The sequence below is a fragment of the Alcanivorax sp. genome (genome assembly GCF_019431375.1).
Lineage (GTDB): Bacteria > Pseudomonadota > Gammaproteobacteria > Pseudomonadales > Alcanivoracaceae > Alcanivorax > Alcanivorax jadensis_A.
This window is the reverse complement of sequence record NZ_CP080267.1, coordinates 1,144,531-1,169,871: the sequence shown is the minus strand read 5'-3', so window position 1 is coordinate 1,169,871 and position 25,341 is coordinate 1,144,531. Positions and strand designations below refer to the sequence as shown.

Annotated in this window: 24 protein-coding genes; 13 read left to right on the top strand and 11 right to left on the bottom strand. The window is 58.3% G+C overall.

Annotation, left to right across the window (positions count from 1 at the left end; translation table 11 throughout):
- Positions 1-124 precede the first annotated feature (124 nt).
- Both KZ772_RS05325 and KZ772_RS05320 read left to right on the top strand, forming a co-directional pair.
- Positions 125-925, top strand: coding sequence for an IclR family transcriptional regulator (locus tag KZ772_RS05325; protein ID WP_035250286.1), 801 nt, complete (start codon positions 125-127; stop codon positions 923-925).
- A gap of 25 nt (positions 926-950) precedes the next feature.
- Positions 951-1,406 carry a PaaI family thioesterase gene (locus tag KZ772_RS05320; protein ID WP_290538797.1) on the top strand — a complete coding sequence of 152 codons (456 nt, stop codon included), beginning with the start codon at positions 951-953 and terminating at the stop codon, positions 1,404-1,406.
- 318 nt (positions 1,407-1,724) lie between these two features.
- On the opposite strand, the gene KZ772_RS05315 is transcribed toward KZ772_RS05320, so the two are convergent.
- From KZ772_RS05315 to KZ772_RS05265, 11 genes are all read right to left on the bottom strand, one after another.
- A complete protein-coding gene (locus KZ772_RS05315) occupies positions 1,725-2,171 on the bottom strand; it encodes a chemotaxis protein CheX (protein ID WP_290538796.1) in 447 nt (148 codons plus the stop codon).
- Between the two features lie 10 nt (positions 2,172-2,181).
- Positions 2,182-3,006, bottom strand: a complete 825-nt coding sequence (locus tag KZ772_RS05310) for a protein-glutamate O-methyltransferase CheR (RefSeq protein WP_290538795.1) — start codon at positions 3,004-3,006, stop codon at positions 2,182-2,184.
- Complete coding sequence (locus KZ772_RS05305) at positions 3,003-4,118, bottom strand: chemotaxis response regulator protein-glutamate methylesterase (protein WP_290538794.1); 1,116 nt, start codon at positions 4,116-4,118, stop codon at positions 3,003-3,005. The genes KZ772_RS05310 and KZ772_RS05305 overlap by 4 nt, the downstream gene beginning before the upstream one ends.
- Positions 4,115-4,507, bottom strand: a complete 393-nt coding sequence (locus KZ772_RS05300) for a response regulator (protein ID WP_290538793.1) — start codon at positions 4,505-4,507, stop codon at positions 4,115-4,117. Before KZ772_RS05300 ends, KZ772_RS05305 begins: the two co-directional genes overlap by 4 nt.
- A 15-nt stretch (positions 4,508-4,522) precedes the next feature.
- Positions 4,523-5,866: a methyl-accepting chemotaxis protein gene (locus tag KZ772_RS05295; RefSeq protein WP_290538792.1), complete on the bottom strand. Its 1,344-nt coding sequence runs from the start codon at positions 5,864-5,866 to the stop codon at positions 4,523-4,525.
- Positions 5,800-6,540 (bottom strand): group 1 truncated hemoglobin, encoded by a 741-nt coding sequence (locus KZ772_RS05290; protein ID WP_290538791.1) that lies wholly within the window; start codon positions 6,538-6,540, stop codon positions 5,800-5,802. The genes KZ772_RS05295 and KZ772_RS05290 overlap by 67 nt, the downstream gene beginning before the upstream one ends.
- 26 nt (positions 6,541-6,566) lie before the next feature.
- Positions 6,567-7,040 (bottom strand): chemotaxis protein CheW, encoded by a 474-nt coding sequence (locus tag KZ772_RS05285; protein ID WP_290538790.1) that lies wholly within the window; start codon positions 7,038-7,040, stop codon positions 6,567-6,569.
- Positions 7,030-9,261, bottom strand: a complete 2,232-nt coding sequence (locus KZ772_RS05280) for a chemotaxis protein CheA (protein ID WP_290538789.1) — start codon at positions 9,259-9,261, stop codon at positions 7,030-7,032. Before KZ772_RS05280 ends, KZ772_RS05285 begins: the two co-directional genes overlap by 11 nt.
- A 56-nt stretch (positions 9,262-9,317) precedes the next feature.
- Positions 9,318-9,713 (bottom strand): response regulator, encoded by a 396-nt coding sequence (locus KZ772_RS05275; protein WP_290538788.1) that lies wholly within the window; start codon positions 9,711-9,713, stop codon positions 9,318-9,320.
- A gap of 394 nt (positions 9,714-10,107) precedes the next feature.
- Positions 10,108-13,239, bottom strand: a complete 3,132-nt coding sequence (locus KZ772_RS05270) for an efflux RND transporter permease subunit (RefSeq protein WP_290538787.1) — start codon at positions 13,237-13,239, stop codon at positions 10,108-10,110.
- 56 nt (positions 13,240-13,295) lie between these two features.
- A complete protein-coding gene (locus KZ772_RS05265; protein WP_290538786.1) occupies positions 13,296-14,492 on the bottom strand; it encodes an efflux RND transporter periplasmic adaptor subunit in 1,197 nt (398 codons plus the stop codon).
- Positions 14,493-14,651: 159 nt separating this feature from the next.
- Here KZ772_RS05265 and KZ772_RS05260 point away from each other — a divergent pair, with 159 nt between their 5' ends.
- From KZ772_RS05260 to KZ772_RS05210, 11 genes are all read left to right on the top strand, one after another.
- Positions 14,652-15,296, top strand: a complete 645-nt coding sequence (locus tag KZ772_RS05260) for a TetR family transcriptional regulator (protein WP_290538785.1) — start codon at positions 14,652-14,654, stop codon at positions 15,294-15,296.
- Between the two features lie 318 nt (positions 15,297-15,614).
- Positions 15,615-17,306, top strand: a complete 1,692-nt coding sequence (locus KZ772_RS05255) for a long-chain fatty acid--CoA ligase (protein ID WP_290538784.1) — start codon at positions 15,615-15,617, stop codon at positions 17,304-17,306.
- Between the two features lie 138 nt (positions 17,307-17,444).
- On the top strand, positions 17,445-18,308 hold the full coding sequence (locus KZ772_RS05250; protein WP_290538783.1) for a branched-chain amino acid ABC transporter permease: 864 nt from the start codon (positions 17,445-17,447) through the stop codon (positions 18,306-18,308).
- Positions 18,308-19,372, top strand: coding sequence for a branched-chain amino acid ABC transporter permease (locus KZ772_RS05245; RefSeq protein ID WP_290538782.1), 1,065 nt, complete (start codon positions 18,308-18,310; stop codon positions 19,370-19,372). The genes KZ772_RS05250 and KZ772_RS05245 overlap by 1 nt, the downstream gene beginning before the upstream one ends.
- Complete coding sequence (locus KZ772_RS05240; RefSeq protein WP_290538781.1) at positions 19,365-20,132, top strand: ABC transporter ATP-binding protein; 768 nt, start codon at positions 19,365-19,367, stop codon at positions 20,130-20,132. The genes KZ772_RS05245 and KZ772_RS05240 overlap by 8 nt, the downstream gene beginning before the upstream one ends.
- A complete protein-coding gene (locus KZ772_RS05235) occupies positions 20,119-20,826 on the top strand; it encodes an ABC transporter ATP-binding protein (protein WP_063508089.1) in 708 nt (235 codons plus the stop codon). Before KZ772_RS05240 ends, KZ772_RS05235 begins: the two co-directional genes overlap by 14 nt.
- A 69-nt stretch (positions 20,827-20,895) precedes the next feature.
- Positions 20,896-21,993: an ABC transporter substrate-binding protein gene (locus KZ772_RS05230; RefSeq protein WP_290538780.1), complete on the top strand. Its 1,098-nt coding sequence runs from the start codon at positions 20,896-20,898 to the stop codon at positions 21,991-21,993.
- A gap of 80 nt (positions 21,994-22,073) precedes the next feature.
- A complete protein-coding gene (locus KZ772_RS18585) occupies positions 22,074-22,238 on the top strand; it encodes a 3-hydroxyacyl-CoA dehydrogenase NAD-binding domain-containing protein (RefSeq protein ID WP_365870866.1) in 165 nt (54 codons plus the stop codon).
- An 11-nt stretch (positions 22,239-22,249) separates the two neighbouring features.
- Positions 22,250-22,666 carry a 3-hydroxyacyl-CoA dehydrogenase family protein gene (locus KZ772_RS05220; protein ID WP_290538778.1) on the top strand — a complete coding sequence of 139 codons (417 nt, stop codon included), beginning with the start codon at positions 22,250-22,252 and terminating at the stop codon, positions 22,664-22,666.
- 180 nt (positions 22,667-22,846) lie between these two features.
- Positions 22,847-24,043, top strand: coding sequence for an acyl-CoA dehydrogenase family protein (locus tag KZ772_RS05215; protein WP_290538777.1), 1,197 nt, complete (start codon positions 22,847-22,849; stop codon positions 24,041-24,043).
- A 10-nt stretch (positions 24,044-24,053) separates the two neighbouring features.
- Positions 24,054-25,196, top strand: coding sequence for an acyl-CoA dehydrogenase (locus KZ772_RS05210; protein ID WP_290538776.1), 1,143 nt, complete (start codon positions 24,054-24,056; stop codon positions 25,194-25,196).
- Positions 25,197-25,341: the final 145 nt, after the last annotated feature.

Sequence of the window (25,341 nt, the reverse complement as noted above, 5' to 3'; positions counted from 1 at the left end):
GCTTATGCAGGTGAAACCGCTTTTTGCTATATTTGCTCGGTGAATACATAACTATAAGTGGAATCTATGCCCGCTGTGCCGGGGGAACGGTTCCCGATCCCGAAGCCTGAAAGGAAATACAACAATGCGCAGAGCTGTTGCCGACGTGGGCACCAACGACAAAGATCGGAATTTCGTCACCGCCCTGGCGCGGGGGCTGGATATTCTTCGCTGTTTCGGCCCTTCTGATGAATACCTGGGCAACGCGGAGCTGGCCAAGCGCACCAATATTCCCCGTCCTACGGTATCGCGGATGACAGCTACCCTGACGCAGCTCGGTTACCTGCGTTATGTGCCGCAACTGGAAAAATACCGTCTGGGCCCCGGGGTGCTGGATCTGGGCTACCGTTATCTGGCCAGCGAAGGGGTACGGGAACTGGCCCGGCCCTTCATGCAGGAGCTGGCCGATGCCACCGATTGCATGGTGGCCATCGGTGCCCCGGATGGCGCCCAGGTGACCTACATCCAGGTATGCCAGGGCAATGGCCCGCTGGTGCTGCGCCTGAACATCGGCTCCCGTGTGCCCATGGCCACCTCGGCGCTGGGCCGTGCCTTTCTGGCGGCGACTCCGGAATCCGAGCGCGAGCAATATTACGAACAGATCCGCCGGCAGGACCCGGCGGCCTGGCCGGAACTGGAGCGCAGCCTGCAGTCCGCCTATGAGGAATATCAGGAGTACGGTTTCTGCATTTCTGACGGCGAGTGGAACCGGGATGTGAGCGGCGTTGCTGTGCCGTTGATTCTGGATGGTGGTGCCCAGGTGGTGCCGTTCAACTGCGGTGGTTCTTCACTGCGTCTCAGCCGCCGTACCCTGATAGAAAACCTGGGGCCACGACTCAAGGATGTGGTGGCCCAAGTTGAACAGATGGTGCAGGGACGGGCCTGATTCCCGCCTCTGCCGAGGACAATACATGCCAGCAGCACCGCCGTCCGCGTTTTCCATGGAAGACGCCAATGCGCGTTTCAATAATGGTTTTCCCGCCCTGGTCGGGCTGCATTTTCTGGAGTGGCAAGAAGGCCGGGCGGTACTGGGTCTTCAGGTGCGCCAGGAGCATCTGAACCTGGGCGGCGTGATTCACGGTGGCGTGCTTGCCACTTTGATGGATGTGGCCGGCGCCTGTGCCGGCACCTACTGTCCCCACCCTGACCGCATCCGCAAAGCGGTGACCCTGTCCATGACCACCACCTTTACCGGCCAAGCTGGGGAAGGTTTGATCCGTGCCATCGGCACCCGCCGTGCCGGAGGGGCCAGAATCTATAACAGCACCATGGAAGTGTTTGACCAGCAGGGGCAGCTACTGGCCATCGGCGAGGGCACGTTTCGGTTACGGTCCAGTAGCGCGGGGCCGGAGGGCGAACCGGTCTGAGGCGAGCTACGCTCGTTGTATAGGGAACGACTGAGCGGTTCTCTGGATTTCTACGAAGCCGCTGTAGGAGCACCTCTTGAGGTGCGAACCTCGCGGAGCGAGGAAATCGTCCGTAGGGCGATCAGGAGCGCCAGGTGCCGCCAGAGTGATCTGGTGCCACCTGCATAACCTGCGTCCTCGCCCAGGCTTGGATTCGTCCCTCAAGAGGAACTCCTACAGTGGCTTTGTATATGTCACGGATAGCGCCCAAGCTCCCTGCTACGCGTGGTTGCTAGAAGCTCGTAGCTAGCCACTAGTCGCTTATTTTGATTCTTCGCTTCAATGCTCCGCCGGCTGCAGGCTGATTCGCAGCATCCCCTGACGATCATCGAACAACTGCACATCTACATTGTTGCGATGTTCGCTGGGGAGTACTGCCAGTGGCACCGGCAGGGAAAGCTGGCTGGGGCCGGGGAGGATGGCCTTGATGTTGCCGGCAATGATGTTGGTCAGCTCGGTGAGAGCGTCGACCACGTCTTCACCGGTGACTGCGTCATCCTCTTTGCGAAACATCTGGCCGGCGATCCGTTGCGCCAGGGTTTCGCAGGTGCTGACGGTCACATTGCCTTTCCACTTTCCGGAAATTGAAATTTCTGCCCCATGGTGAACCATCGGTGGTGGGCCATTTTGTGCGCGTACCGGAATTTTCAGGAAGTCGCTGAGCACATTGGCGCCGATACGGGCAATTTTTTGTGACAGCATGGCGGGTTGTAACGACATATCCATGTGAGCACCTTCAAGCGGGTTGGTAAAAGGGGCGGTGGCTGCCGGAAATGGCCGGCACGAACCCGGCGGATTTTTCCAGGCTTTCGGTGGAGCCTAGCAGCAGGTAGCCGTCATTGGCGGTCTGCTTGCGAATACGTTTTAGTACCCGCTGACGATCCTCTATGGAAAAGTACAGAAGCACATTGCGCAGCAAGACGATGTCGAATACTGGCAGGTCCTCCGGCCATTCCCGGACCAGATTGATTTTCTCGAAGCGGATTCGTTCGCGAATGGCCGGTTTTACCTGCCAGTCCAGACCCTGTTGCTCGAAGTAGAGCGCCATGTTGCGGGCAGGAAGACCCCGGTTCATCTCGTTCAGGCCATAACAGCCCCGTTGAGCCTTGTTCAGTGCAGACTGGGAGAAATCACTGGCGACCAGTGTCACTTCCCAGTCTTTCAGTTGTGGGAAGTGTTCATCCAGCAGCATGGCAACGCTATAGGCTTCCTGGCCGGTGCTGCAGGCGGCGCTCCAGATACGCAGAGTTCTGTCTGCCCGCCGTTTCTCCAGCAGAGAGGGGATCATGGTGTCCAGAAAACTCTGGCCTAGAATCGGGTCACGGAAAAAAAAGGTTTCATGTATGGCCATGGCTTCCACCAGCTCGGTTCGCAATGCGTCGTCAGCGATAGAGGAGGCTTTTTCTATCAGCGCATTGATGTCGCCCTGGGTGTGCTGTCGGGCCAGGTTTTGCAGTCGGGCTTCGGCCAGATAAACCTTATCCGGCGGTAAGCTGAGCGCGATCTGGTCACAGAGGAGATTGCACAGGGTGAGGTAGCTGTGTTCATTGATACAACTCATCCGTGTACCTCGGGATTCATGGCGGCTCGCTGCCGTGCACGAAACGTGGGCCGGCCCCGGTTAACCCGTCGCATAATCTCCGCAGCCATGTCCTGCAATGGAAGCTCCGCGCAGGCAAGACCGGCCCGTGATACGACTCCCGGCATTCCCCATACCGCGCTGGTGGGTTGATCCTGCACCAGTATTTGTGCGCCGGCTCTGGCCAGTTGGCGACAGCCTTCCAGGCCATCCTGGCCCATACCCGTTAACACTACGGCCAGCACATTGGGACCATAGGCTTTGGCGGCGCTGGCAAACAGAATATCCACGGCTGGTCGGCAGAAGTTCACCGGCTCACTGCGCTGGGGTGCGACCAGGGTGTTGTCTCCAACCTTGTCCACGGTCATGTGATAGTCACCGGCTGCCAGCCAGACCTGGCCTGGCTCGGCCCGCTGACTACTGTCGCATTCAGCCACGCTTAACGATGCGTTCTGATCCAGGCGTGTGGCCAGGGCGCGGGTGAACACTGCCGGCATGTGTTGGACCACCAGAATGGGCACCGGAAAATCACCGGGCAGGGCAGGGATCAGTTGGCCCAAGGCCCGTGGCCCGCCCATGGAAGCTCCGATTACTACCAGATCTACCCGCGATGGAATGCGCTGATGCTGGAGTTGTGATGCCACCGGGCGAGGGCGTGCTGCTGGCGTGGCTGAGGGCTTGCTGTCCCGTCGCAGCAGGGTTTTGATTTTCCCCAGCAGGCTGTTCTTGATGTAGTCCCGGGCTTCGGCGGCGGTGCCCACCATGGCGGGTTTTGGTACATAATCGCTGGCGCCAAGGGACAGGGCCTCGATGGTTACCATGGCGCCGCGCTCGGTAATGGAGCTGAAAACCAGCACCGGAAGTTCCGGGCGGCTTACTTTCAGTTCCTTGAGCATTTCCAGCCCGCCCATGCCGGGCATTTCTACATCCAGTATCAGCAGATCTGCTTCCACGCGCTGCAGGCGATCCAGGCCCTGGCGTCCATCCGAGGCGGTGCCCACCACCACGATGTCCGGATCTTCCTCCAGAATCTGGGTGAGGATATGCCGCACGGCGGCGGTATCATCCACCAGAAAGACACGAATGTTGCTCATGCTCTCTCTGCTCGCTTCAGACCCATCATTTCCAGCTTGCAGGCAAGTGCTTCCGAGGAAAACGGCTTCATCAGGTATTCATCGGCACCGGCGGTCAGGGCTTCCACCATCTGGCCCACTTCCGCTTCACTGGTGACCACCAGTAATTTCATGTCGCTATAGCAATGCTTTTGCCGAACCGCGCGGATAAATTCCAGGCCGTTCATGACCGGCATGTTCCAGTCCACCAGGGCCAGAGTGGGGATGGTGTCATCCCCCTCCAGGAGGGTGATGGCCTGCTGGCCATCACCGGCTTCTGTGGTTTCATAACCCAATTGCTGGAGCAGGTCGCCCAGTATCAGGCGCATGGCCCGGGAGTCATCGATGACCAGTGCTTGTGTGGTAGCCATGATTATGGTCCCTCATTATTTCTGGTTGTCCGCGCGTCCGGTGCGCTCTGCATCCACTACCAGGGTCTGCAGATCTGCAGCCAGCTTGGCCAGATCAGTGGCTGCCTGACGCATGCTGTCCACGCCGGCATTGGTGCTCTTCGCCGCTTCGGCAACGCCGCCGATGTTACCGGCCACTTCGTTGGTGCCCTTGGCGGCATCGGCAACCCGACGACCCATTTCGTTAGTGGTAATGGTTTGTTCTTCCACCGCGGAGGCAATGGAGCCCTGAACCTGGCTGATGTGGTGAATTACCTCGCTGATGCGGGCGATGCCTTCGATGGCGCCTTTCACATCCACCTGGATGGCCTCGATCTTCTGACCGATGTCCTCGGTGGCCCGGCCGGTTTCCTTGGCCAGTTCCTTCACTTCATTGGCCACTACGGCAAAGCCGCGACCGGCATCCCCGGCTCGGGCAGCCTCAATGGTGGCGTTGAGTGCCAACAGGTTGGTTTGCTGGGCAATACCGGTAATCACCTTGATCACCTTGCCGATCTCCGCACTGCTGGTGCCCAGACTGCTGATGGTGGTGTTGGTGCCTTCGGCAATGCTCACCGCCTCGTCGGCCACGCGGGCGGCGTCGGTGGCGTTCTTGGCGATTTCCTTGATGCTGGCACCCATTTCCTCGATGCCGCTGGATACTGCCTGTACGTTTTCGTTGATGTCTTCGGCGGTGCGCACCGCAGAGTTGGCCTGGCTGCTGGTGACACCGGCGTTGGAGCCCATCTGGTCACTGGTGGCAATCATTTCTTCGGAGGAGGTGGCCAGCACTTCCACGGTGCCGCGAATACGCTCTTCGAGCAGCACTTTCTCGGTGATGATTTCCCAGGTAAGCATGGGGCCAACGTAGTTGCCTTCCGCGTCGTAGATCGCGTTTACCAGCAGGTCAGCCTTCTCGTCACCAATATTGATGCGTGCGCGATAAGGAAGATTGGTGGGATCGGAAAGAATGCGGCGCTGATGCTCTGGATGTTTGTGGAAAACATCAATGTTGGCGCCCAGCAGTTCGCTGGCCTTGATGGGCAGATAGGATTCCAGCTTTTCCATGGTGGCAGTGGCGGCCGGGTTCAGATAGATGATTTTCAGATCCCGGTCACAGAGGAAAACATTGGTGGGCATCTGGTCCACCATGTTCATTACACGCCGGAATTCGTTCTCCTGGCGCAGCTCTGTGGTTACGTCTTCCCAGCAAACGGTGTAGCCGATGATTTTTTCTTCCGAGCTGATTACCGCATTGATGCGAGTGCGCAGGGTCACGCCACCGAAGTTGAAGTCGGCAGAGTGAGGCATGGCCTTGGGGTCACGGAGAATGGTCTCCACCCGTTCGGATCGCGGTGAAAGCGGTGGATATGGCCGTTGAGGATGTCCTCAATCTTGACCCCGAAGGTCTTGAAGATTGGTTGTGCAATTGTCGACAGGGTTTCTGCGGCACGGGGGTTGATGTAGACGATGTTGAGGTTGGTATCAGCGACAAACACATTGGCCTGTAGGCTGGCCATTGTACTTTTTACGCCTTCAAGGCTGTCGGTGACGGACTTGCTGGTGTCCACATCGCGAAGGGCGCTGTCGTTATGGGTCGGCTGGCTGCTGCCGTTGGTTGTGTCTGTGGCTTTTTCGTTCACGATGTCCCCCTTCAATGGCGCAACGGTATTCATGATGGTGTCGATGTGGCCGGACTCCACACCCAGAGACTCCAGGGTCTCTTTCAGGTGAACGGCTACCCGGTCGAAGTTTCTGGCTGTGATATGCAGGTTCTTGTGGGCGTCGGCCATGGATGGACCCTGATAAATCTTCGGCCCGCCCAGAGCCTGGGTGAAAAACTGCACTTGGGATTCTTCCAGGCCTTTGCGCTGTTTGTGGCGGAAGTAGGGTGCCAAGGCCTGGTCACTCAGTACCCGGTTGTAAAACTCGGTTACCACGGCTCGGACAGCGGCTTCGCCACCAACCTGGCTATAGAGAGAGTCGTCGTTTGCGTGATCCAGATTATCTGTCATTGCTGTTTATCCCCGTGTTGTCCTTGTTATTGCAATACTGAGTGTGAAGCGCGACTGGCTGAACGGCTGCACAGTTCGTCAGCCAGCAGAGTGTCCAGGTCCAGTAATAGGTAAAGCGTGCCCTGGACCGGGAAGACGCCGCGCATGAATTTGCGTGGTGCCCCCTTGAGTGTTTCCGGTGGTGGTTCGATCTCTTCTGGGTGCACGCTGACAATGTCCCCGATGCGGTCCACCATCAGACCCACCTGTTCGCCACCGTGATTGATGACGATGTTGATGGTGTCTTCTTCATCGCTTTCACCGGGCAAACGCAGCACCTTGCGCAGGGCGATGGCCGGCACGATACGTCCGCGGATATTCATCAGCCCGAGTACCCCGGGAGGTGCCAGCGGAATATCGGTAATCTGGTGGTTGGCGAGCACTTCCTGAACATTGTCGACCACCACGCCGTAATGCTTTCCCGCAACGGAAAACGTGCAGATCAGTTGTTTAGTTTCCATTGCTGTCCTCACTTCTGTGCTTGCCATGGAAGCGGCTGAACAAGGCTTCACAGTCGATAAAGTCCGTCACATGGCCTTGCAGGATGCCTGCTCCAAGGATGCCTTCGGTCTGGGCACTCTGTTGTATGGCGGCTTCGTCGTCACTGACGATGTCGATGATGTCGTTGACCACCAGACCCACTTCGCCGAAGTCGGTGGGTTGCACCACAATGCGGATAATGTCTTGGTCAGCTGGAGTACTTTGGTTGGCGTCGCCAAGACGAATCAGTGGGAGAATGCCACCCCGATACTGAATCACTTCCCGGCCGGCGGAGTATTCGATCAGATCGGTACTGATTTCCTCCAGGCGTGACACTCTCGACAGGGCGATGGCGGAGCGGCCAGTGCTGCCATCCGGGCGGACCAGCAGGTAGCTCTCGGCGGCGCGAATGGGTTGGGTTTCGGCGTCTAGCGGATTTTCCAGTTGGCGCAGTTTCCGCTCGTGGCGGGTAACGCCGGCAAAGTCGGCAGTGGACTTAACATCCAGAATCAACGCTACCCGGCCATCGCCCATGATGGTGGCGCCGGCAAAGCAGGGGTTGTCCTTGAGGAGTCTGCCCAGGGGTTTGACCACGATTTCTTCAGTATCGCGAACGTCATCCACCAGCAGCCCGAATTCCTGCTGGTCGGCGGTGAGCACCAGAATGAACTGATCTTTATTGGTTTCCTTGTCGCCCATCTGCATCAGAGAGCGCATGTCAACCAGTGGCAGCAATCTGCCGCGAAGCCGATAGACCAAGGCGTCGTGGACTGTCTCGATATCCTTTTCAAGACGGTCGGCATCCACGTAGACCACTTCCATCAGGTTGACCTGGGGAATGGCGAAACGCTGATGGAGGCAGCGCACGATCAAAGCAGGGACAATGGCGAGGGTGAGCGGGATTTTCAGTTTCAGTGTGGTGCCACGGCCGGGGATACTCTTGATGTCAATGGACCCGCCGATGCGTTCCACATTGGTTCGTACCACATCCAGGCCCACGCCACGGCCGGAAAGATCGCTGACGGTTTCTGCGGTGGAAAACCCGGGTTCGAAGATATAGCGGATCTTTTCCTGCTCGGTGAGCTGTTCCGCCTGCTCCGGTCGAACCAGCCCGGCTTCCATGGCGCGACGGATAATTCGGTCACTGTCCAGTCCGGCGCCGTCGTCACTGACTTCCACGGTGACATTGCCGCTTTCGTGGTAGGCGCTCATGGTCAGGGTGCCGGACTCCGGCTTGCCTTTGGCGCGACGCTTTTCAGGGCTTTCGATGCCATGGTCCACGGCGTTGCGGACCAGGTGAATGAGGGGATCGCGGATCGCTTCCAGCAGGCTGCGGTCCAGCTCGGTATCTCCACCCTTGAGAACGGGGGTAACCCGTTTCCCGGTTTTTCTTTCCAGATCCAGAAGCAGGCGAGGGTAGGTGGACCACGCATTACGGATGGGCTGCATGCGAGTCTGCATCAGACCTTCCTGCAGCTCACTGGTGACCATATTCAGACGCTGGGACAGGTTAACCAGTTGAGCGTCGTTCTGGCTGGCGGTGTGCTGCAGCAGCTGGTTGCGGGTGAGTACCAGCTCGCCTACCACATTCATCAGCTTGTCCAGCAGCACCACATCCACGCGTACTGTGGTGTCGGACTTTCCGGTTTGTTGCGGGCTGCTGGTTTCCGGCTCTGTTTTTTCCGGCGAGGTGTGGTCGCTTGCCGGCATGACATCTTGTTCGCTGGCTGCGGCTGTTTCTGTTTGCTCAGACTTCGTCGCTTCAGGGGTTTCCTGTGCGATTTCAGGTGAGCTGGCGGCAGCGTCATTTTGCGTGCGGGTGGGGATCAGTGCATGTAACCGGTCAATCAAGTCCTGTGGTGCCGGCTCACCATCTTTACCATCGTTGTGAATACGCTTGAGGAAAACACGGATTTCATCCACCCCGTCCAGCAGGGCGGTGGCATGTGGCAGGTCCATGTGCAGATCGCCGTCGCGCATGGCGCCGAGGATATCTTCCAGGGCATGACTCAGGGTTTCCAGCTGAGTGAAGCCAAAGAAGCCGCAGGTTCCCTTGATGGTATGAATTGCCCGGAAGGCGCTAGCGATACGATCACTGTCCTGCGGTGAGCGTTCCAGCGCCACAATATCCTGTTCCAGTTGCCCCAGATTTTCGTCACTTTCGATCAGAAAACTTTGCAGTGCCTTGTCGTTTTCCTGCATTGGGCTTTCTCCCCCTTGAACCTGTCATGCGTTGTTATTGGTATCGACGTTGCTGTTCAGCCAGCGGCGAGTTTGCGCAATGAAGCCAGTCGTAAGATGGAACGCAGATCGGCGTCATGCGGGGGTTTGACAAGATAGTTGTCACACCCGGCCTGACGACCGGCCAGATGAGCTTCTGCGGAGGTCTTGCTGGAGAGCATGGCGATGCGTGCAGGGCTGCCTTTCTGGCGCAGGGCGCTGCAGGCCTCCAGGCCTCCCATGACCGGCATTTCCACATCGAGGAAGATCAGATCAAAGGGGCGCTTTTCGGCGCATGCCAGTGCCTGGCTGCCGTCGGCGGCCTGGACAATGTCCAGGTCATAGCTGCCGGTGGCCAGTTCGTGCAATTTGGCGGTGATAAGGCTTCGTATGGCGGTGCTGTCATCCACCACCAGGATATTGAGTCTTTCCATGACCCTTCCCTGTGTCGCTGCTACTTCCATTCCGTTCCCCGGATCTCGGTTGAGATCTGTGAAGCAGTGTGAACTGCTTCCCCTATTTAGGCAGGGCGCAGCTATTTTTATATGTGCAGAAGATGGAAATGAAAGTGTGGGTGGACGAACGGTGCCCTTTCGTCGATGTTCGCCCGATACCTTATTGGTATGCCTTTTTCCAAATCTGCTTCACAAAAATGGCCATGCCCTCGTTAGGGGAATAAGTACCATGGTTCGATTCACGCAAGCTTCACGCGCGGGATAAACGAAAACCGGGGGGCGACGAACGGGCGTCGGAGGAGAAGAAATAGTGTTGTAGGGAAGGAAAAAAAGCTGCCAGGCCCACCCGGGGCCCGGCAGATTGAAGGCCGGGTCAGTGGCCTCCTGTTTCCTTCGGCTTCCCGTTCAGGGGAACGCCGGCGAGCTTGCGGACGACCACATAGAACAGCGGAATAAAGAAAATCGCCAGTACGGTGGCGGTGAGCATGCCACCGAACACCCCGGTACCGATGGCGTTACGGGCGCCGGCGCCAGCGCCGGTGCTGATCATCAGCGGGGTAACCCCAAGCATGAAGGCCAGTGAGGTCATCAGGATGGGCCGTAGCCTCATGCGTACCGCTTCCAGCGTGGCCTTGACCAGGTGCTCGCCTTTCTGCTCCAGCTCCAGGGCAAATTCCGCAATCAGAATGGCGTTCTTTGCGGATAGCCCGATGGTGGTCAACAGGCCAACCTGAAAGAACACATCGTTCTCCAGCCCCCGGAACGTGGCAGCCAGCACGGCACCGATCACACCCAGTGGTACCACCAGCATGACGGCGAAGGGAATGGACCAGCTCTCGTAGAGCGCCGCCAGGCACAGGAATACCACCAGCAGGGAAATCGCGTACAGGGCCGGCGCCTGATCACCGGATTGGCGCTCCTGATAGGACAGGCCGGTCCATTCGGAGCCGAAGCCAGGGGGCAGCTTGGCAGTCAGTTCTTCCATGGCATCCATGGCATCACCGGTACTGTAACCGGGGGCGGCATTACCCTGGATGTTCACCGAGGAAACGCCGTTGTAGCGCTCCAGTTTGGGCGACCCATAGGTCCAGTGGCCGGTGGCAAAGGCCGAGAAAGGCACCATTTCGCCCTGGTTGTTGCGCACATACCAGTCATCAATGTTTTCCGGCAGCATGCGATAGGGCGCGTCGGCCTGCACATACACCCGTTTTACCCGGCCCCGGTCGACAAAGTTGTTCACATAGCTTGAGCCCCAGGCAATCTGCAGGGTGCTGTTGATGTCGCTGATGCTGAGCCCCAACGCCTTGGCTTTCTGCTGGTCAATATCCAGTTGATATTGCGGGCTGTCTTCCAGCCCGTTGGGGCGGACGCCGGCCAGGCGAGGGTCCTGGCTGGCCATACCCAGTAACTGGTTACGGGCCTGTATCAGTGCCTCGTGCCCTCGACCGGCCTGGTCCAGCAGCTGAAAGTCAAAGCCACTGGCGTTACCCAGCTCGGGGATTGAGGGTGGGTTAAGAGCAAAGATCATGGCTTCGCGAATGCTGGCGAAGAAGCCCATGGAGCGGCCCACCACCTGATTGACGCCATCCACGGACAGATCCCGCTCGTTCCAGTCTTTCAGGTTCACAAATGCCAGGCCGGCATTCTGGCCCTGTCCGGTAAAGCTGAAGCCAGCCACAGTAAACAGGCCATCCACGGCGGAGGTTTCCTCGTTGAGATAGTAGTCCTCCATTTTCTTCAGCACGTCCACGGTCTGCTCCTGGGTGGAGCCGGCCGGCAGCGTGACCAGAGTGAACATCATGCCCTGGTCTTCTTCCGGCAAGAAGCTGGAGGGCAGACGCATGAAGGAAAAGCCGAGCACCCCGACGATCACCACATAGATCGCCAGATAACGGCCGCGGCGGCCGAGAATTTTTTCCACCCGGCCCTGGTAGGCCCTGCTGCTGCGATCAAAGGTACGGTTAAACCAGCCGAAAAAACCCTTGTCGGTCTGATGCTCTGCGTCCTTGGCCTTGAGCATGGTGGAACACAGGGCCGGTGTCAGAATCAGCGCCACCAGCACAGACAGCACCATGGCAGAGACGATGGTGATCGAGAACTGCCGGTAGATTGCCCCGGTGGAGCCGGGGAAGAACGCCATGGGTACGAAGACCGCCGACAGCACCAGGGCGATACCCACCAGGGCACCGGTGATCTGGCCCATGGATTTACGGGTGGCCTCCTTGGGTGGCAAGCCTTCCTCGTGCATGACCCGTTCCACGTTTTCCACCACCACGATGGCATCGTCCACCAGCAGACCGATGGCCAGCACCATGCCGAACATGGTCAGGGTGTTGATGGAAAAGCCGAAGGCGGCCAGCACACCGAAGGTGCCGAGCAGCACCACCGGTACCGCGATGGTGGGGATCAGGGTGGCCCGGAAGTTCTGCAGGAACAGGTACATCACCAGGAAGACCAGCACGATGGCCTCGAACAGGGTATGTACCACTTCCTCAATGGAGATCTCCACGAACGGGGTGGTGTCGTAGGGATAGTCCATTTCCATCTTGTCAGGGAAGAAAGGCTTCAGTTCTTCCAGACGGGCGCGAACCGCATCAGCAGTATCCAGCGCGTTGGCGCCGGAGGCCAGGCTGATCGCCAGGCCGGCGGCGGGCTGGCCGTTATAGCGACCCACCACATCGTAGTTCTGGGCAGCCAGTTCCACCCGGGCCACATCCCGTAGAAACACCTGGGAGCCATCCGGGTTCACCTTGAGCAATATGTTCTGGAATTGCTCGGTATTTTCCAGACGGGTCTGGGCGATGATGTTGGCGTTGAGCTGCTGGCCTTCCACCGCCGGGGCGCCACCCAGCTGGCCACTGGCCACCTGGTTGTTCTGCACCCGGATGGTCTGGGTGATGTCCTGGGGGGTCAGGTCATACTTGTTGAGTTTGTTCGGGTCCAGCCAGATACGCATGGCGTAGGGAGAGCCGAACAGCTGGATCTTGCCGACACCGGGTACCCGGCTGATCGGGTCCTGCACATTGGAGGCCACGTAGTCGGCCAGATCGGCCCGGCTGAGGCTGCCGTCCTCGGAGGAAAATGACACCACCATCAGGAACGAATCCGAGGATTTGCTGACCTGCAGACCCTGCTGCTGCACTTCCTGGGGCAGTAGCGGGGTGGCCAGTTGCAACTTGTTCTGCACCTGAACCTGAGCAATATCTGCGTCGGTGCCCGGGGCAAATGTCAGCGTGATCTGGGCGTTACCGAAGGAGTCGCTGCTGGAGCCGATGTAGAGCAGGTTATCGATACCACTCATCTGTTGCTCAATCACCTGGGTGACCGAGTCTTCCACGGTTTTTGCCGAGGCACCGGGGTAGTTGCCGGCAATGGTTACCGCGGGTGGGGCTACTGCCGGGTACTGCTCCACGGGCAGGGTATAAATGGCCAGGGCACCGGCCATCATCATGATGATGGCGATAACCCAGGCAAAAATCGGGCGGTCAATAAAGAATCTGGCCATGGTTTTCCCGTTTCTCGTTACGTCGAGTTAGTGTGCGCCAAGTGGGCCGCGAGGCGTTATTGCGCTGCGCCTTGATCCCCGCCCTGAGCGGCGGGGGCCTGGGATGGTTGTGCCTGCTGTTCGGTATCCACGGGGTTGACCGGGATGCCCGGCTGGATTTTCTGCAGCCCATCCACGATCAGGCGATCCCCGTCTTGCAGACCGCTGGCGATCAACCACTCGCTACCCACGGCGCGTTCGGTGACAACGTTCACTTTTTTCACCGTATTATTCTCGTCGATGAGCATGGCGCTGGCCTGGCCGGTGGGGTCACGGGTAATGCCTTTCTGGGGAACCAGGATGGCGTCTTCGCGCTGGCCTTCAGGGAGCCGACCGCGAACGAACATGCCTGGCAGCAAGTCGCTATCAGGGTTGGGGAAGAGCGCGCGCAGGGTCACTGAGCCGGTGCTTTCGTCCACTGCGTATTCGGAAAACTGCAGGGCGCCGGGTTTGCTGTACTCGCTGCCATCTTCCAGGATCAGGGTGATACGTGCTTCATCGTCGCTGACCTGCTGCAGTTCGCCGCCTTCCATAGCCTGGCGCAGTCGGCGCAGCTCGATGCTGGATTGGGTCAGATCCACATAGATAGGGTCCAGCTGGCGGATGGTCGCCAGGGCAGTGGGCTGGTTGGCTGTCACCAGGGCACCCGCTGTCACTGTGGAGCGCCCGATGCGGCCGCTGATGGGTGCCTTGATAGTGGCGTAATCCAGATTGATCTGCGCACTTTGCAGATTGGCGCGGGCGGCGGCCACAGCGGCCTTGTTTTCATCCAGAGCCGCTTTGGCTTCGTCGTATTCCTGTTGGCTGACGGAGCGGCGTTCCAGCAGGGTCTTGATACGGTCAACGCGCAGGCTGTTGGAATTCAGGGTGGCCTGAGCTCGGGCCAGTTCCGCGCGGGCGGAGGCTACGGCGGCCTGGTAGGTGCGCGAATCGATCTTGTAGAGGGGTTGGCCGGCTTCCACCTTCTGGCCTTCCTCGAACAGACGTTCCTCGATGACGCCACTGACCTGCGGCCGCACTTCAGCAATCTGGTGGGCGGTGGTGCGCCCGGGCAGCTCCCGGCTCAAAGTGGTGGACTGGGCCTTGACCGTAATAAAGCCAACCTGTGGGGCTTGTTGCTGTTGTTGCTGGCCGGCCTGGTCAGCGTCACTGCAACCGGCAAGCTGCAGGGCAAGAGCGCCCGCCAGAAGGGAGAGAATCAAACCGCTGCGCATAATCACCTCTGTTCTCAATACACGCCGTCAGGCACCGGCTCGACGAACGGGCGGTGCTTGCAGGAAATATGAATCAGGTTCAGTATATACATTCAGTGGTGTATGTATAGACCAGAAAACGGAATCCACTTGATTTTTTCACGCCCATAAGAGTCTCCCATGGTCAGGCGAACGAAGGCAGAAGCGTTGCAAACCCGGGCTATGATCCTGGATGCTGCCGAGCAGGTTTTTCACCGTAAAGGAGTACTTGCCGCCTCTTTAAAGGATATTGCCAGCGAGGCCGGGGTGACGCGAGGGGCGATCTACTGGCATTTCAAAAACAAGCATGATGTGTTCATGGCCATGGTGGATCGTAGCCGCTTGCCGTTCGACAGTCTGGCGGAGCGAGCAGAGGATGCCGGTGAGCCGGATCCGCTGGGTCGCCTGCGGGAGTTTATGGTCTATCTGTTACAGCAAGCTGTGTGCGATCCGAGCCAGCGCCGGCTTTTCGAGATCATGTTCCAGAAATGCGAGTTCAGCGGTGAAAATGCCGATTTGCTTGATCGTCAGCGCGATGCCTGCCGGGATTCCTTCGGGAGGCTGACGCGGACATTTGCCAACGCCATCGCTCGTGGGCAACTCCCGAAAAACCTGGATATGGTGAAATCTGTTACCTGGCTACACAGCCAGCTCACCGGCGTGATCATGTACTGGTTGCTTGATCCGCAGGTGCTGGATTTGGAGCGGGCGGCCACGGATCTTGTCGATACCTGCCTGTTTGCCCTGCAGCATTCTCCTTCGCTGCGAACATCTCCCGGACTGTGATTTCAAGCCACTGAATTGGCAACTGAAATGCCGCTCCGCGTTTCCGATAACTGGTCTGTGCAGAGCACATACTCAGTGGTATGTTTCTGGTCATTCCTCGAAAAAATCCTCTCTCAAGCCTTTGTTAGGTTTTGTTTCAAAAAACGAAACGTCATTCCAAAATAGTATTGACGACCCTCCCGAGCCATGTCAGATTGACTGGCGAGTCAACATCTTGTTTCCGCTGAAGGGCGGTGGGACCGCCGATTCCCTTCAGCATTCGCTACAGCAGCAACACAAATAAAAGGCGTTCATTGAAACGCCGCGGGAGAGCTCAACATGTTTGATCGGCACTATGCGGTCTGGCCGGAGAATATGCCGCGCCACCTCAGCCTGCCGCAGACCAGCCTCTATACCAATCTGGAGGTCTCGGCCCTGCGTTATCCCCACCGGGATGCAATTAACTATTACGACAGCCCTATCACCTTTGCCGAACTCAAGCAGCAGGTGGATGCCCTGGCGGGTTATCTGCAATCGCTGGGGGTAGAGAAGGGCGACCGGGTGCTGTTGTTCATGCAGAACGCACCCCAGTTCATCATCGGCTACTACGCCATCCTCCGTGCCAATGCCATCGTGGTGCCGGTGAACCCCATGAACCGGGCTGCCGAACTGGAGCATTACCTGGAGGACACCGAAGCCGCCGTGGCCATCTGTGGCCAGGAACTGTTGCCGGCCGTGGCGCCGGTGGTGGGCATGGTGAATCTGCGCCATGTGATCGTGGCGGCCTACAGCGATTACATCACCCGTGACACCGACCTGCCGCTGCCCGCCGAGGTGGAAGCGCCGGCGGTGGCGCTGACCAATCCGGCGCACATTGCCTGGAAAGATGCCATTGGTGCCGGTGAAACGCCCAGTGAATTGCTCGTGGGCCCGGACGACCTGGCGGTATTTCCTTATAGCTCTGGTACCACCGGTGCTCCCAAGGGGTGTATGCATACCCATCGCTCGGTGATGGCCACCTGTGTGCAGGGCGGTGTCTGGAGCCACGGCACCACTGAATCGGTAACCCTGGCCACGCTGCCGTATTTCCACGTCACCGGCATGCAGGGCTCCATGAATTCGCCGATCTACGGTGGTTCGCTGATCGTACTGATGACCCGCTGGGATCGTCGTGTGGCGGCAAAACTGATCGAACGCTACAAGGTCAGCCGCTGGGTGAACATCGTCACCATGGCCATCGATCTGCTCTCCGATCCGGACGTTGAGAAGTACGATCTGTCTTCCCTGGAAAATATCGGTGGCGGCGGGGCGGCTATGCCGGCGGCAGTCTCCGACAAGCTCTTCCAGCTCACCGGCCTGCGTTACATGGAAGGCTATGGCCTGTCCGAAACCATCGCCGGTACCCATATCAATCCCACCGACAAGCCCAAGTCCCAGTGTCTGGGGATTCCGGTGTTCGATATCGATTCGCGCATTGTGGCGATTGAAGACGACGGCCAGACCGGTAAGGAACTGGGCCCCGGCGCGGTGGGTGAAATCCTTATCCATGGCCCGCAGGTGTTTCAGGGCTACTGGAAGCGCCCCCAGGAAACGCAAAAGGCGTTTATCGAGCTGGATGGCAAGCGTTTCTTCCGCACTGGTGATCTGGGCTACTACGACGAAGAGGGCTATTTCTTCATCGTCGATCGGGTCAAACGCATGATCAATGCGTCCGGGTTCAAGGTCTGGCCGGCGGAGGTGGAAAGCCTGATGTACCGCCATCCGGCCATCCAGGAAAGCTGCGTGATTTCCACTCCCCACCCGCGTCGCGGTGAAACCGTGAAAGCTTGCGTGGTCCTGCGTAACGAGATGAAAGGCACGCTCACCGAGCAGGCCATCATCGACTGGTGCAAGGAAGAAATGGCCGCCTACAAGGTGCCGCAGGTGGTGGATTTTCGCGACGAGCTGCCCCGTTCGCCCACCGGCAAGGTGATGTGGCGAGCCCTGCAGGAGCAGGAATGGGCCAGCGAACAGGAACAGCAGGCTTGTTAGAAAAACTGCACAGAGCTCAGTCAGCACCACAATAAATCATAGGCGGCAGCGCTACGTCGCAGGGGCTGACATAACAAAGGAAAAACGGGAAACGCGATTGCCGCTGGGCAACCGTTCCCACACACAGGAGGCTTTGCCTTGGACTTATTCATGCAGCAAGTGCTTAACGGCCTGACGCTGGGTAGTATCTACGGGCTGGTGGCCCTGGGGCTGACCCTGGTGTACGGCATTTTGCACGTACCGAACTTCGCCCACGGGGCGCTCTATATGGTGGGCGCCTATGTGTCCTACGTGATCATGGTCGACTTTGGCGCCAACTACTGGCTGGCCATGCTTGGCGCCGCTGGTGCGGTGGCGTTGCTGGCGGTGTTGTGCGAACGACTGGTGTTCAACCCGTTGCGTGATGCGCCGCCGATTCACGACAAGATTGCTGCCATCGGCATCATGCTGTTTCTGGAAGCACTGGTGCAGATGCACTGGGGCGCGGAATTCCGCCGCATGCCCACGCCTTATACCGGTATCGTCGAATTTGCCGGCCTGACCATGCCAGCCCAACGGGTGCTGATTATCGTCGGTGCTTTCACGCTGATGGCGGTATTGCACCTGTTCCTGAAAAAGACCATGACCGGCTCCACCATTGTGGCCATGGCCCAGAACCGGGAAGGGGCCTTCCTGGTAGGGATCGATGCCAACCGGGTGGCGATGATGACCTTTGCCATCTCCGGGGTGCTGGCGGCGGTGGGTGCCACCCTGTTCGCGCCGATTAACCTGGTGTATCCGGCCATGGGGCATCTGCTGATCATGAAAGCCTTTGTGATCATCATCCTTGGTGGCATGGGCTCCATTCCCGGTGCCATCGTTGGCGGCTTGATCATCGGTTTTGCGGAAGCCTTTGGTGGCTTCTACATCTCCACCGACTACAAGGACATCATCGCCTTTGCCTTGCTGGTGGTGATTCTCTCCATCAAGCCCACCGGTCTGTTCACCAAGGGGGTGCGCTAATGAACGCCCTGAACAAGATTTCCGAGTTCTTTATGACGCCGGCGATGAAGATCGTGATGATCCTGGCGGCACTGTTGTTCCCCTTTGTGGCGAGCAATGAATACCAGATCTATGTGATGGCGCTGGCGTTTGTCTGGGCCATTGCGGTCTACGGCATGAACATCATCACCGGCCTGTGCGGCCAGTTGAATCTGGCCCATGGCGGCTTCTTTGCCATCGGTGCCTATACGCTGGCCATTCTCACCGTGGATCACGGCTGGAGTTTCTGGTGGGCCTTTGTGGCGGCGGGTATTGCCGGTTCCTTGCTGGGGTTCCTGGCCGGGGTGGTGTCGCTGCGCCTGAAGGAGCATTACTTCGCCATTTTCACCTTGTGTGTGGGCTTCATCATTTATCTGCTGATCGATAAATGGGAAGAGCTGACCCATGGTGCGCTGGGCATTATCAATATTCCGGCACCGCAAGGCTTTGGTCTGGTGGATTTCACCGAAACCACACCGTTCTACTACCTGGCGCTGGTATTCATGGTGCTGTCCATCTGGCTGGCGGCGCGGATTGCTAATTCCCTGCTGGGACGCAGCTTCCGGGCCATTCGCATCAGTGACGAGCTGGCTGCCTCCCTGGGCATCAACCTGATGCGCAACAAGGTACTGGCGTTCGTGCTGTCCACCACCTATGCCAGCGTGGCCGGTGCGTTGTATGCCGGCATGGTGCGCTTTATCGGCCCGGCGGAAGCCGACGTGGTGCATACCTTCGACATGATTACCTTCCTGCTGGTGGGTGGCATAGGCACCCTGATGGGGCCGCTGTTGGGCACCCTGGCGATTACCTGGCTGACCCAGTCCCTGCAGTTCCTGGAAGAGTATCGGATGATCGTGTTCGGCCCATTGCTGGTGGTGCTGGTGATCTTCTTCCCGCGTGGGGTGGTGGGGACATTCCTGACCTGGCGTGGCCGCCGTCTGGCCGCGGCCCAGGAAACCGCCAAAAAGGAAGCTGCCAGCGAAAAAAAGCCGTCGTCGAACAAGGCGGTGACACCTCGCAACCAGGAGGCCGGTAACCATGCTTAAGATCAATAACCTGACCAAACGGTTCGGTGGCCTGGCGGCGGTGAATAACGTCAGCATCGAATTTGAAGCCAACAAGATCAACGCCATCATCGGTCCCAACGGTGCCGGTAAGAGTACCTTCTTCAATCTGGTAGCCGGGGCCATGGCGCCCACGGAAGGTTCCATCGAATACCAGGGCATGGATATCACTGGCATGGCCTGTGATCGCATCGCCCGGCTGGGTATCGCGCGAACCTTCCAGACCACCTCGCTGTTCGATGAATCCACGGTGCTGGACAACCTGATTGTGGGCCACCGTCTGCGCACCCAGTCACGGCTGTGGGATGTGATCATCAACTCCAAGCGCCTGCGTGATGAAGAAAAGAAGTGTCGTGCCCGGGCCCAGGAAGTGCTGGATTTCGTCGGCCTGTCCCATATCGGTCATCGCATTACTGCGGACATCAGCCAGGAAGAAAAAAAGCGCGTGGCGTTTGCGCTGGCTCTGGCCACCGATCCGGAACTGGTGCTGCTGGATGAGCCCGCCGGTGGTATCAACCCGGAGGAGACCGAGAATCTGGCGGCATTGATTCGCAAGATGGTGGAGCACGGCGTCACCGTCTGCCTGATCGAGCACAAGATGGACATGATCATGAGCCTGGCGGACAAGATCATGGTGCTGGACCACGGTGAAAAAATTGCTGAAGGCACCCCGGAACAAATCCGCAACAATCCGGTGGTAATCGAAGCCTATCTGGGGAGTGATGACGATGCTGCAGCTTAACGATGTGGAAGCCCGCTACGGCAGCTTCAAGGCCCTGGAAAAAGTGTCCATGACGGTGGGCGAGGGTGAACTGGTGGTATTGCTGGGAGCGAATGGCGCCGGCAAGAGCACGCTGTTCAATACCATCAGTGGCTTGCTCAAACCCACCGCCGGCAAGATTTCCCTGAATGGCAAGGATGTCACCGGCCTGAAGCCCTCCGGGCTGGTGCAGAGCGGTGTGGTGCAGTGTCCGGAAGGGCGCAAGCTGTTCCCGGAAATGTCGGTGCTGAAAAACCTGATGCTGGGTGCCTATGTGCATCGCCGGGACAAGGCCGCCATGAAGAAGACGCTGGACCAGGTGCTGGCACTGTTTCCGATTCTCGACGAGAAGAAGGACCATGCGGCCGGCTCCCTCAGTGGCGGCCAGCAACAGATGGTGGCCATTGGTCGCGCCATGATGGGCCGCCCCAAACTGCTGCTACTGGACGAGCCTTCACTCGGGCTGGCTCCGCTGGTGGTGAAGCAGATGTTTGAAACCATCAAGGGCATCAACGAACAGGGCACCACAGTGTTGCTGGCGGAGCAGAATGCCTTCGCCGCACTGAAAATTGCTCACCGCGCTTACGTGATCGAAAACGGTCGCCTGGTGATGGAGGGCGATAAAGACGCGATGCTGGGTAACGAAGAAATTCGCAAGGCCTATATTGGCGCCTGAGTGAACTTCACAAAACCAGCAGCGTGTGCGCTACAACAAGCTTGAGCAAAACAATAACGGGAGAGTTTCATGAGCAACGGAAAAAATACACTGGTTAAGCGCTTCAGCCGTCTGGCCTGCGCCAGTGCCATCGCACTGGCTGCCAGCGGTGCACAGGCCGCCGAAACCGTTACTATCGGGTTCACCGGCCCACTGAGTGGCGGTGCTGCCTTGTACGGCCAGAACACCCTGGAAGGTCTGCAAATGGCCGCCAAGGAAATCAACGACAAGGGTGGTTTCAAGGTGGGTGATGAAACCTACGAAATCAACCTGGTATCCCTGGATGACAAGTATGCCCCCAGTCAGGCGGCGGTGAACGGCAAGCGCCTGGTGCAGCAGTACAATGCACCGGTGATCTTTACGCCGCATTCCGGTGGTACCTTTGCGTTGCAGGCCTTCAATGAGCGGGATGATTTCCTGGTGATGTCCTATACCTCTGTGCCTACTGTGACCGAGAAGGGTAATGAACTGACTGTGCGTATCCCGCCCACCTTCACCGGCTACATGAAGCCGTTCACCAAGATCGCCATGGAACAGAATGGCAAGAAAGTGGCCATCGCAAATGCTACCCATGACTACGCCAAGTACTGGACCAAGGCATTCGTCCCCACCTGGGAAGCCATGGGCGGTACCGTGGTAGCGGACAACCCCATGGACTACAACAAGTCGGCGGACTTCTATACCGGCGTGAGCAAGGTGCTGGCAGAGAAGCCGGATGTGCTGTTCATCGGCGGGGCGTCCGAGCCTACCGCACTGGTAGCCAAGCAGGCCCGTCAACTGGGCTTCAAGGGCGGCTTCGTGATCATGGACCAGGCCAAGATGGGTGAAATGTCCAAGATCATTGGCGGCTACAAGATGCTGGAAGGCTCCGTGGGTGTGGTCCCGCTGACCATGTACGAAGAGCAGGGTGCCAAGGACTTCGTTGCCAAGTACCACAAGCAAAATGATGGCAAGGATCCGACCACCGAAGTGGCCTACAACTACTTCGCCATGCACACCGTGATTCAGGCCATGAAAGAAGCCGGTACCGTTGAGGACTCCAAGGCGATCCGCGCGGCCATGGGCGATGCCCTGAAGAGCTTCGACAGAACGCCAAACGTGAATCAAACAGGTTGCCCAGCTTTATAGGCACCGGTAAAAATTCTCGATTCGCAAGAACTGCGAACGAGGCGCTGAGATTCCTGGTAATCGAAGCGGTGTTCGAGAACATGGACGTGAAAAAGGGCCGTGTTCAGCGAACTGGAAGAGGGGACGTGAACCGCATCGCCGCTTTCACCAACCGTCCCGAAGACGTGATGGGCATGCACTTTTTCAGCCCGGCCAATGTGATGAAACTGCTGGAAAACCGTGGCGAAAGACCTCCGACGAGGTGATTGCCACTGTCATGGATCTGAGCCGTCGCATCGGCAAGGTCGGTGTGCTGGTGGGCGTGTGCCATGGTTTCGTCGGCAATCGCATGCTGCACAAGCGCCAGGCGGAAGCCATCGAGCTGGTCAATGAAGGCGCCAGCCCGGAACAGGTGGACAAGGTGCTGTTCGATCTGGGCTTCCCCATGGGGCCTTTTGCCATGTCTGACCTGGCCGGTATGGATGTGGGCTACCGCATCCGTGAGGAATTGCGAAAGGAAGACGACGAACTGGTTGAAGCCGGCCGATTGGGCCAGAAAACCCAGGCTGGCGTATTTGACTATAAAGAGGGCGATCGTACCCCTGTCCCTTCACCGGATGTAGACGGCATTATTGAACAATACCGTAGTGAAAACGGGATCACCCCGCGCGATCAGCGAACAGGAAATCCTTGAGCGCTGCATGTACGTGATGGTCAACGAGGGCGCGAAGATTCTGGAAGAGGGCATCGCCGCCCGCCCGCTGGATGTGTAACCGACCGTTGGAACCTTGCTTGCAAGGCGAACGCGTTCTGAAGTCAGCAAGGCTCCAACAGTGGTTGCGAAGCAAAGAACAACCTTTCAAGAGGTTTAAAAATGGATATCAACTACACCCCGGAAGAACTGGCGTTTCGCGATGAAGTGCGCGCCTTTCTGGACGAGAAGCTGCCCAAGGAAATTGCCAGCAAGGTCAAGAACAACCAGCACCTGGGCAAGGAAGACACCATCCGCTGGCAGAAAATTCTCAACGAAAAAGGCTGGATGGCCCTGCACTGGCCGAAGGAACACGGCGGCACCGGCTGGTCTCCGATCCAGAAGCATATCTTCGAGGAAGAGTGTGCCGAGTACGGTGCCCCCACCGTGCTGCCTTTCGGTGTGAACATGGTGGCACCGGTAATCATCAAGTTCGGCACTGAAGAGCAGAAGAAAACCTATCTGCCCTCCATCCTTAACAGTGATGTGTGGTGGTGTCAGGGTTATTCCGAGCCGGGCGCCGGTTCTGACCTTGCCGGCCTGAAAACCAAGGCCGTCCGTGAAGGCGACCACTATGTGGTCAATGGTCAGAAAACCTGGACCACCCTTGGCCAGCATGCTGACTGGATCTTCTGTCTGGTGCGCACCGACCCCAATGCCAAGAAACAGGAAGGCATTTCCTTCCTGCTGATCGACATGCAGACCCCGGGCATCACCGTGCGCCCCCTGATTACTCTGGACGGCGAGCACGAAGTGAACGAAGTGTTCTTCGACGACGTAAAAGTGCCGGTGGAAAACCTGGTCGGTGAAGAGAACAAGGGCTGGACCTGCGCCAAGTACCTGCTGACTTTTGAACGCACCGGTATTGCCGGTGTGGGCCAGTCCAAGGCAGCCCTCAAGCACTTGAAAGAAGTGGCTGGCAAGGTGCAGCAGAATGGCAAGCCGCTGATCGAAGACCCGCTGTTCCGCAACCGTCTGGCGGATGTGGAAATGGAATTGATGGCCCTGGAAATGACCAACCTGCGCACCGTGGCTGCGGCTCAGGCCGGCGGTGTCCCCGGGGCGGAAAGTTCCTTTCTGAAAATCATGGGTACCGAACTGCGTCAGGAAATTACTGATCTGTTCCGTCGTGCAGCAGGTCCCTATGCTCTGCCATTCATGCCGGAAACTTTTGACGCGGATTACGACGGCGAGAGGGTGGGCCCCGACTTTGCCAACAGCGTTTCCACCAAATACTTCAACATGCGCAAGCTGTCGATCTTCGGCGGCTCCAATGAAATTCAGAAGAACATCATCGCCAAGATGATTCTGGGACTGTAAGGAGACGACCATGGACTTCAAACTGAGCGACGAACAACGCATGCTCGAGGAAACCGTGGGCCGTCTGGTTCGCGATGGTTACCCCTTTGACGTACGCGAAAAAGCCCGCACCAGCGAGCTGGGGTATTCAACAGAAATGTGGCAGCAGTTCGCCGAACTGGGCCTGCTGGGTGTACCGTTTTCTGAAGACTTCGGTGGCTTCAATGGCGGTGGTCCGGAGCTGATGGTAGTGGCCGAAGGTTTCGGTCGTGGCCTGGTGCTGGAACCCTATCTGGCCACTGTGGTGCTCAGCGGCACCCTGATTAATTCCCTGGGCAGCGACAGCCAGAAAGAGGCATTGATTAGCGCCATCGTCGGTGGCGAAGTGCGTCTGGCCCTGGCCGCCTACGAGCCGGAAGGCCGTTATGACCACACCCATGTGGCCACCACCGCGGAAAAGAGTGGCGATGGCTATGTGATCAACGGTAGCAAGGCGGTGGTCCTGCACGGCGATAGCGCCGACAAGCTGGTCGTGATTGCCCGTACTGCTGGCAGCACCAATGACCGTAATGGCCTGTCCGCCTTTGTGGTGGATGCCGCCGCCGACGGTGTCAGCCGTCGTGGTTACGAAACCATTGATGGCCTGCATGCGGCGGAAATCACCTTCAACAATGCGCCGGCGGAGCTGCTGGGTGAAGAAGGCAATGCCATTGACGCCCTGGAGAAATCCCTGGCGCTGGGCATTGTCGCCCTCTGTGCGGAAGCCACCGGCGCCATGGAAGTGGCCTGTGACCACACCTTGAACTACATCAAGGAACGCCAGCAGTTCGGCGTACCCATCGGCAAGTTCCAGGCCCTGCAGCATCGCATGGTGGAAATGCGCATGGAACTGGAAAAGGCCCGCTCCATGACCATTCTGGCCGCCTGTTCCCTGGAGTTGTCAGCGCCGGTGCGTGCCAAGCGTCTGGCTGCGGCCAAGGCAATCATCGGCAAATCCGGTCGCAAGGTGGCGGAAGAAGCCATCCAGCTCCATGGTGGTATGGGCATGATGGAAGAAACCGCCGTGTCTCATTACGCCAAGCGTATCGTGATGATCGATCACCAGCTTGGTGATCTTGGCTACCACATGCAGCAGCTGGAAAGCCTGCTGGATGTGGATGAAGACGCAGCATAAGGCAAAACACCAAGGCGGCTTCGGCCGCCTTTTTTGATGACAAAAATTATTTTGCTGTAGGAGCGTCGCTTGCGGCGCGATAAAGGCCAGTTGCAAGTATCAAGTTTCAAGCTGCAACGCGAATAAAGCTCAATGGCAATCCGAG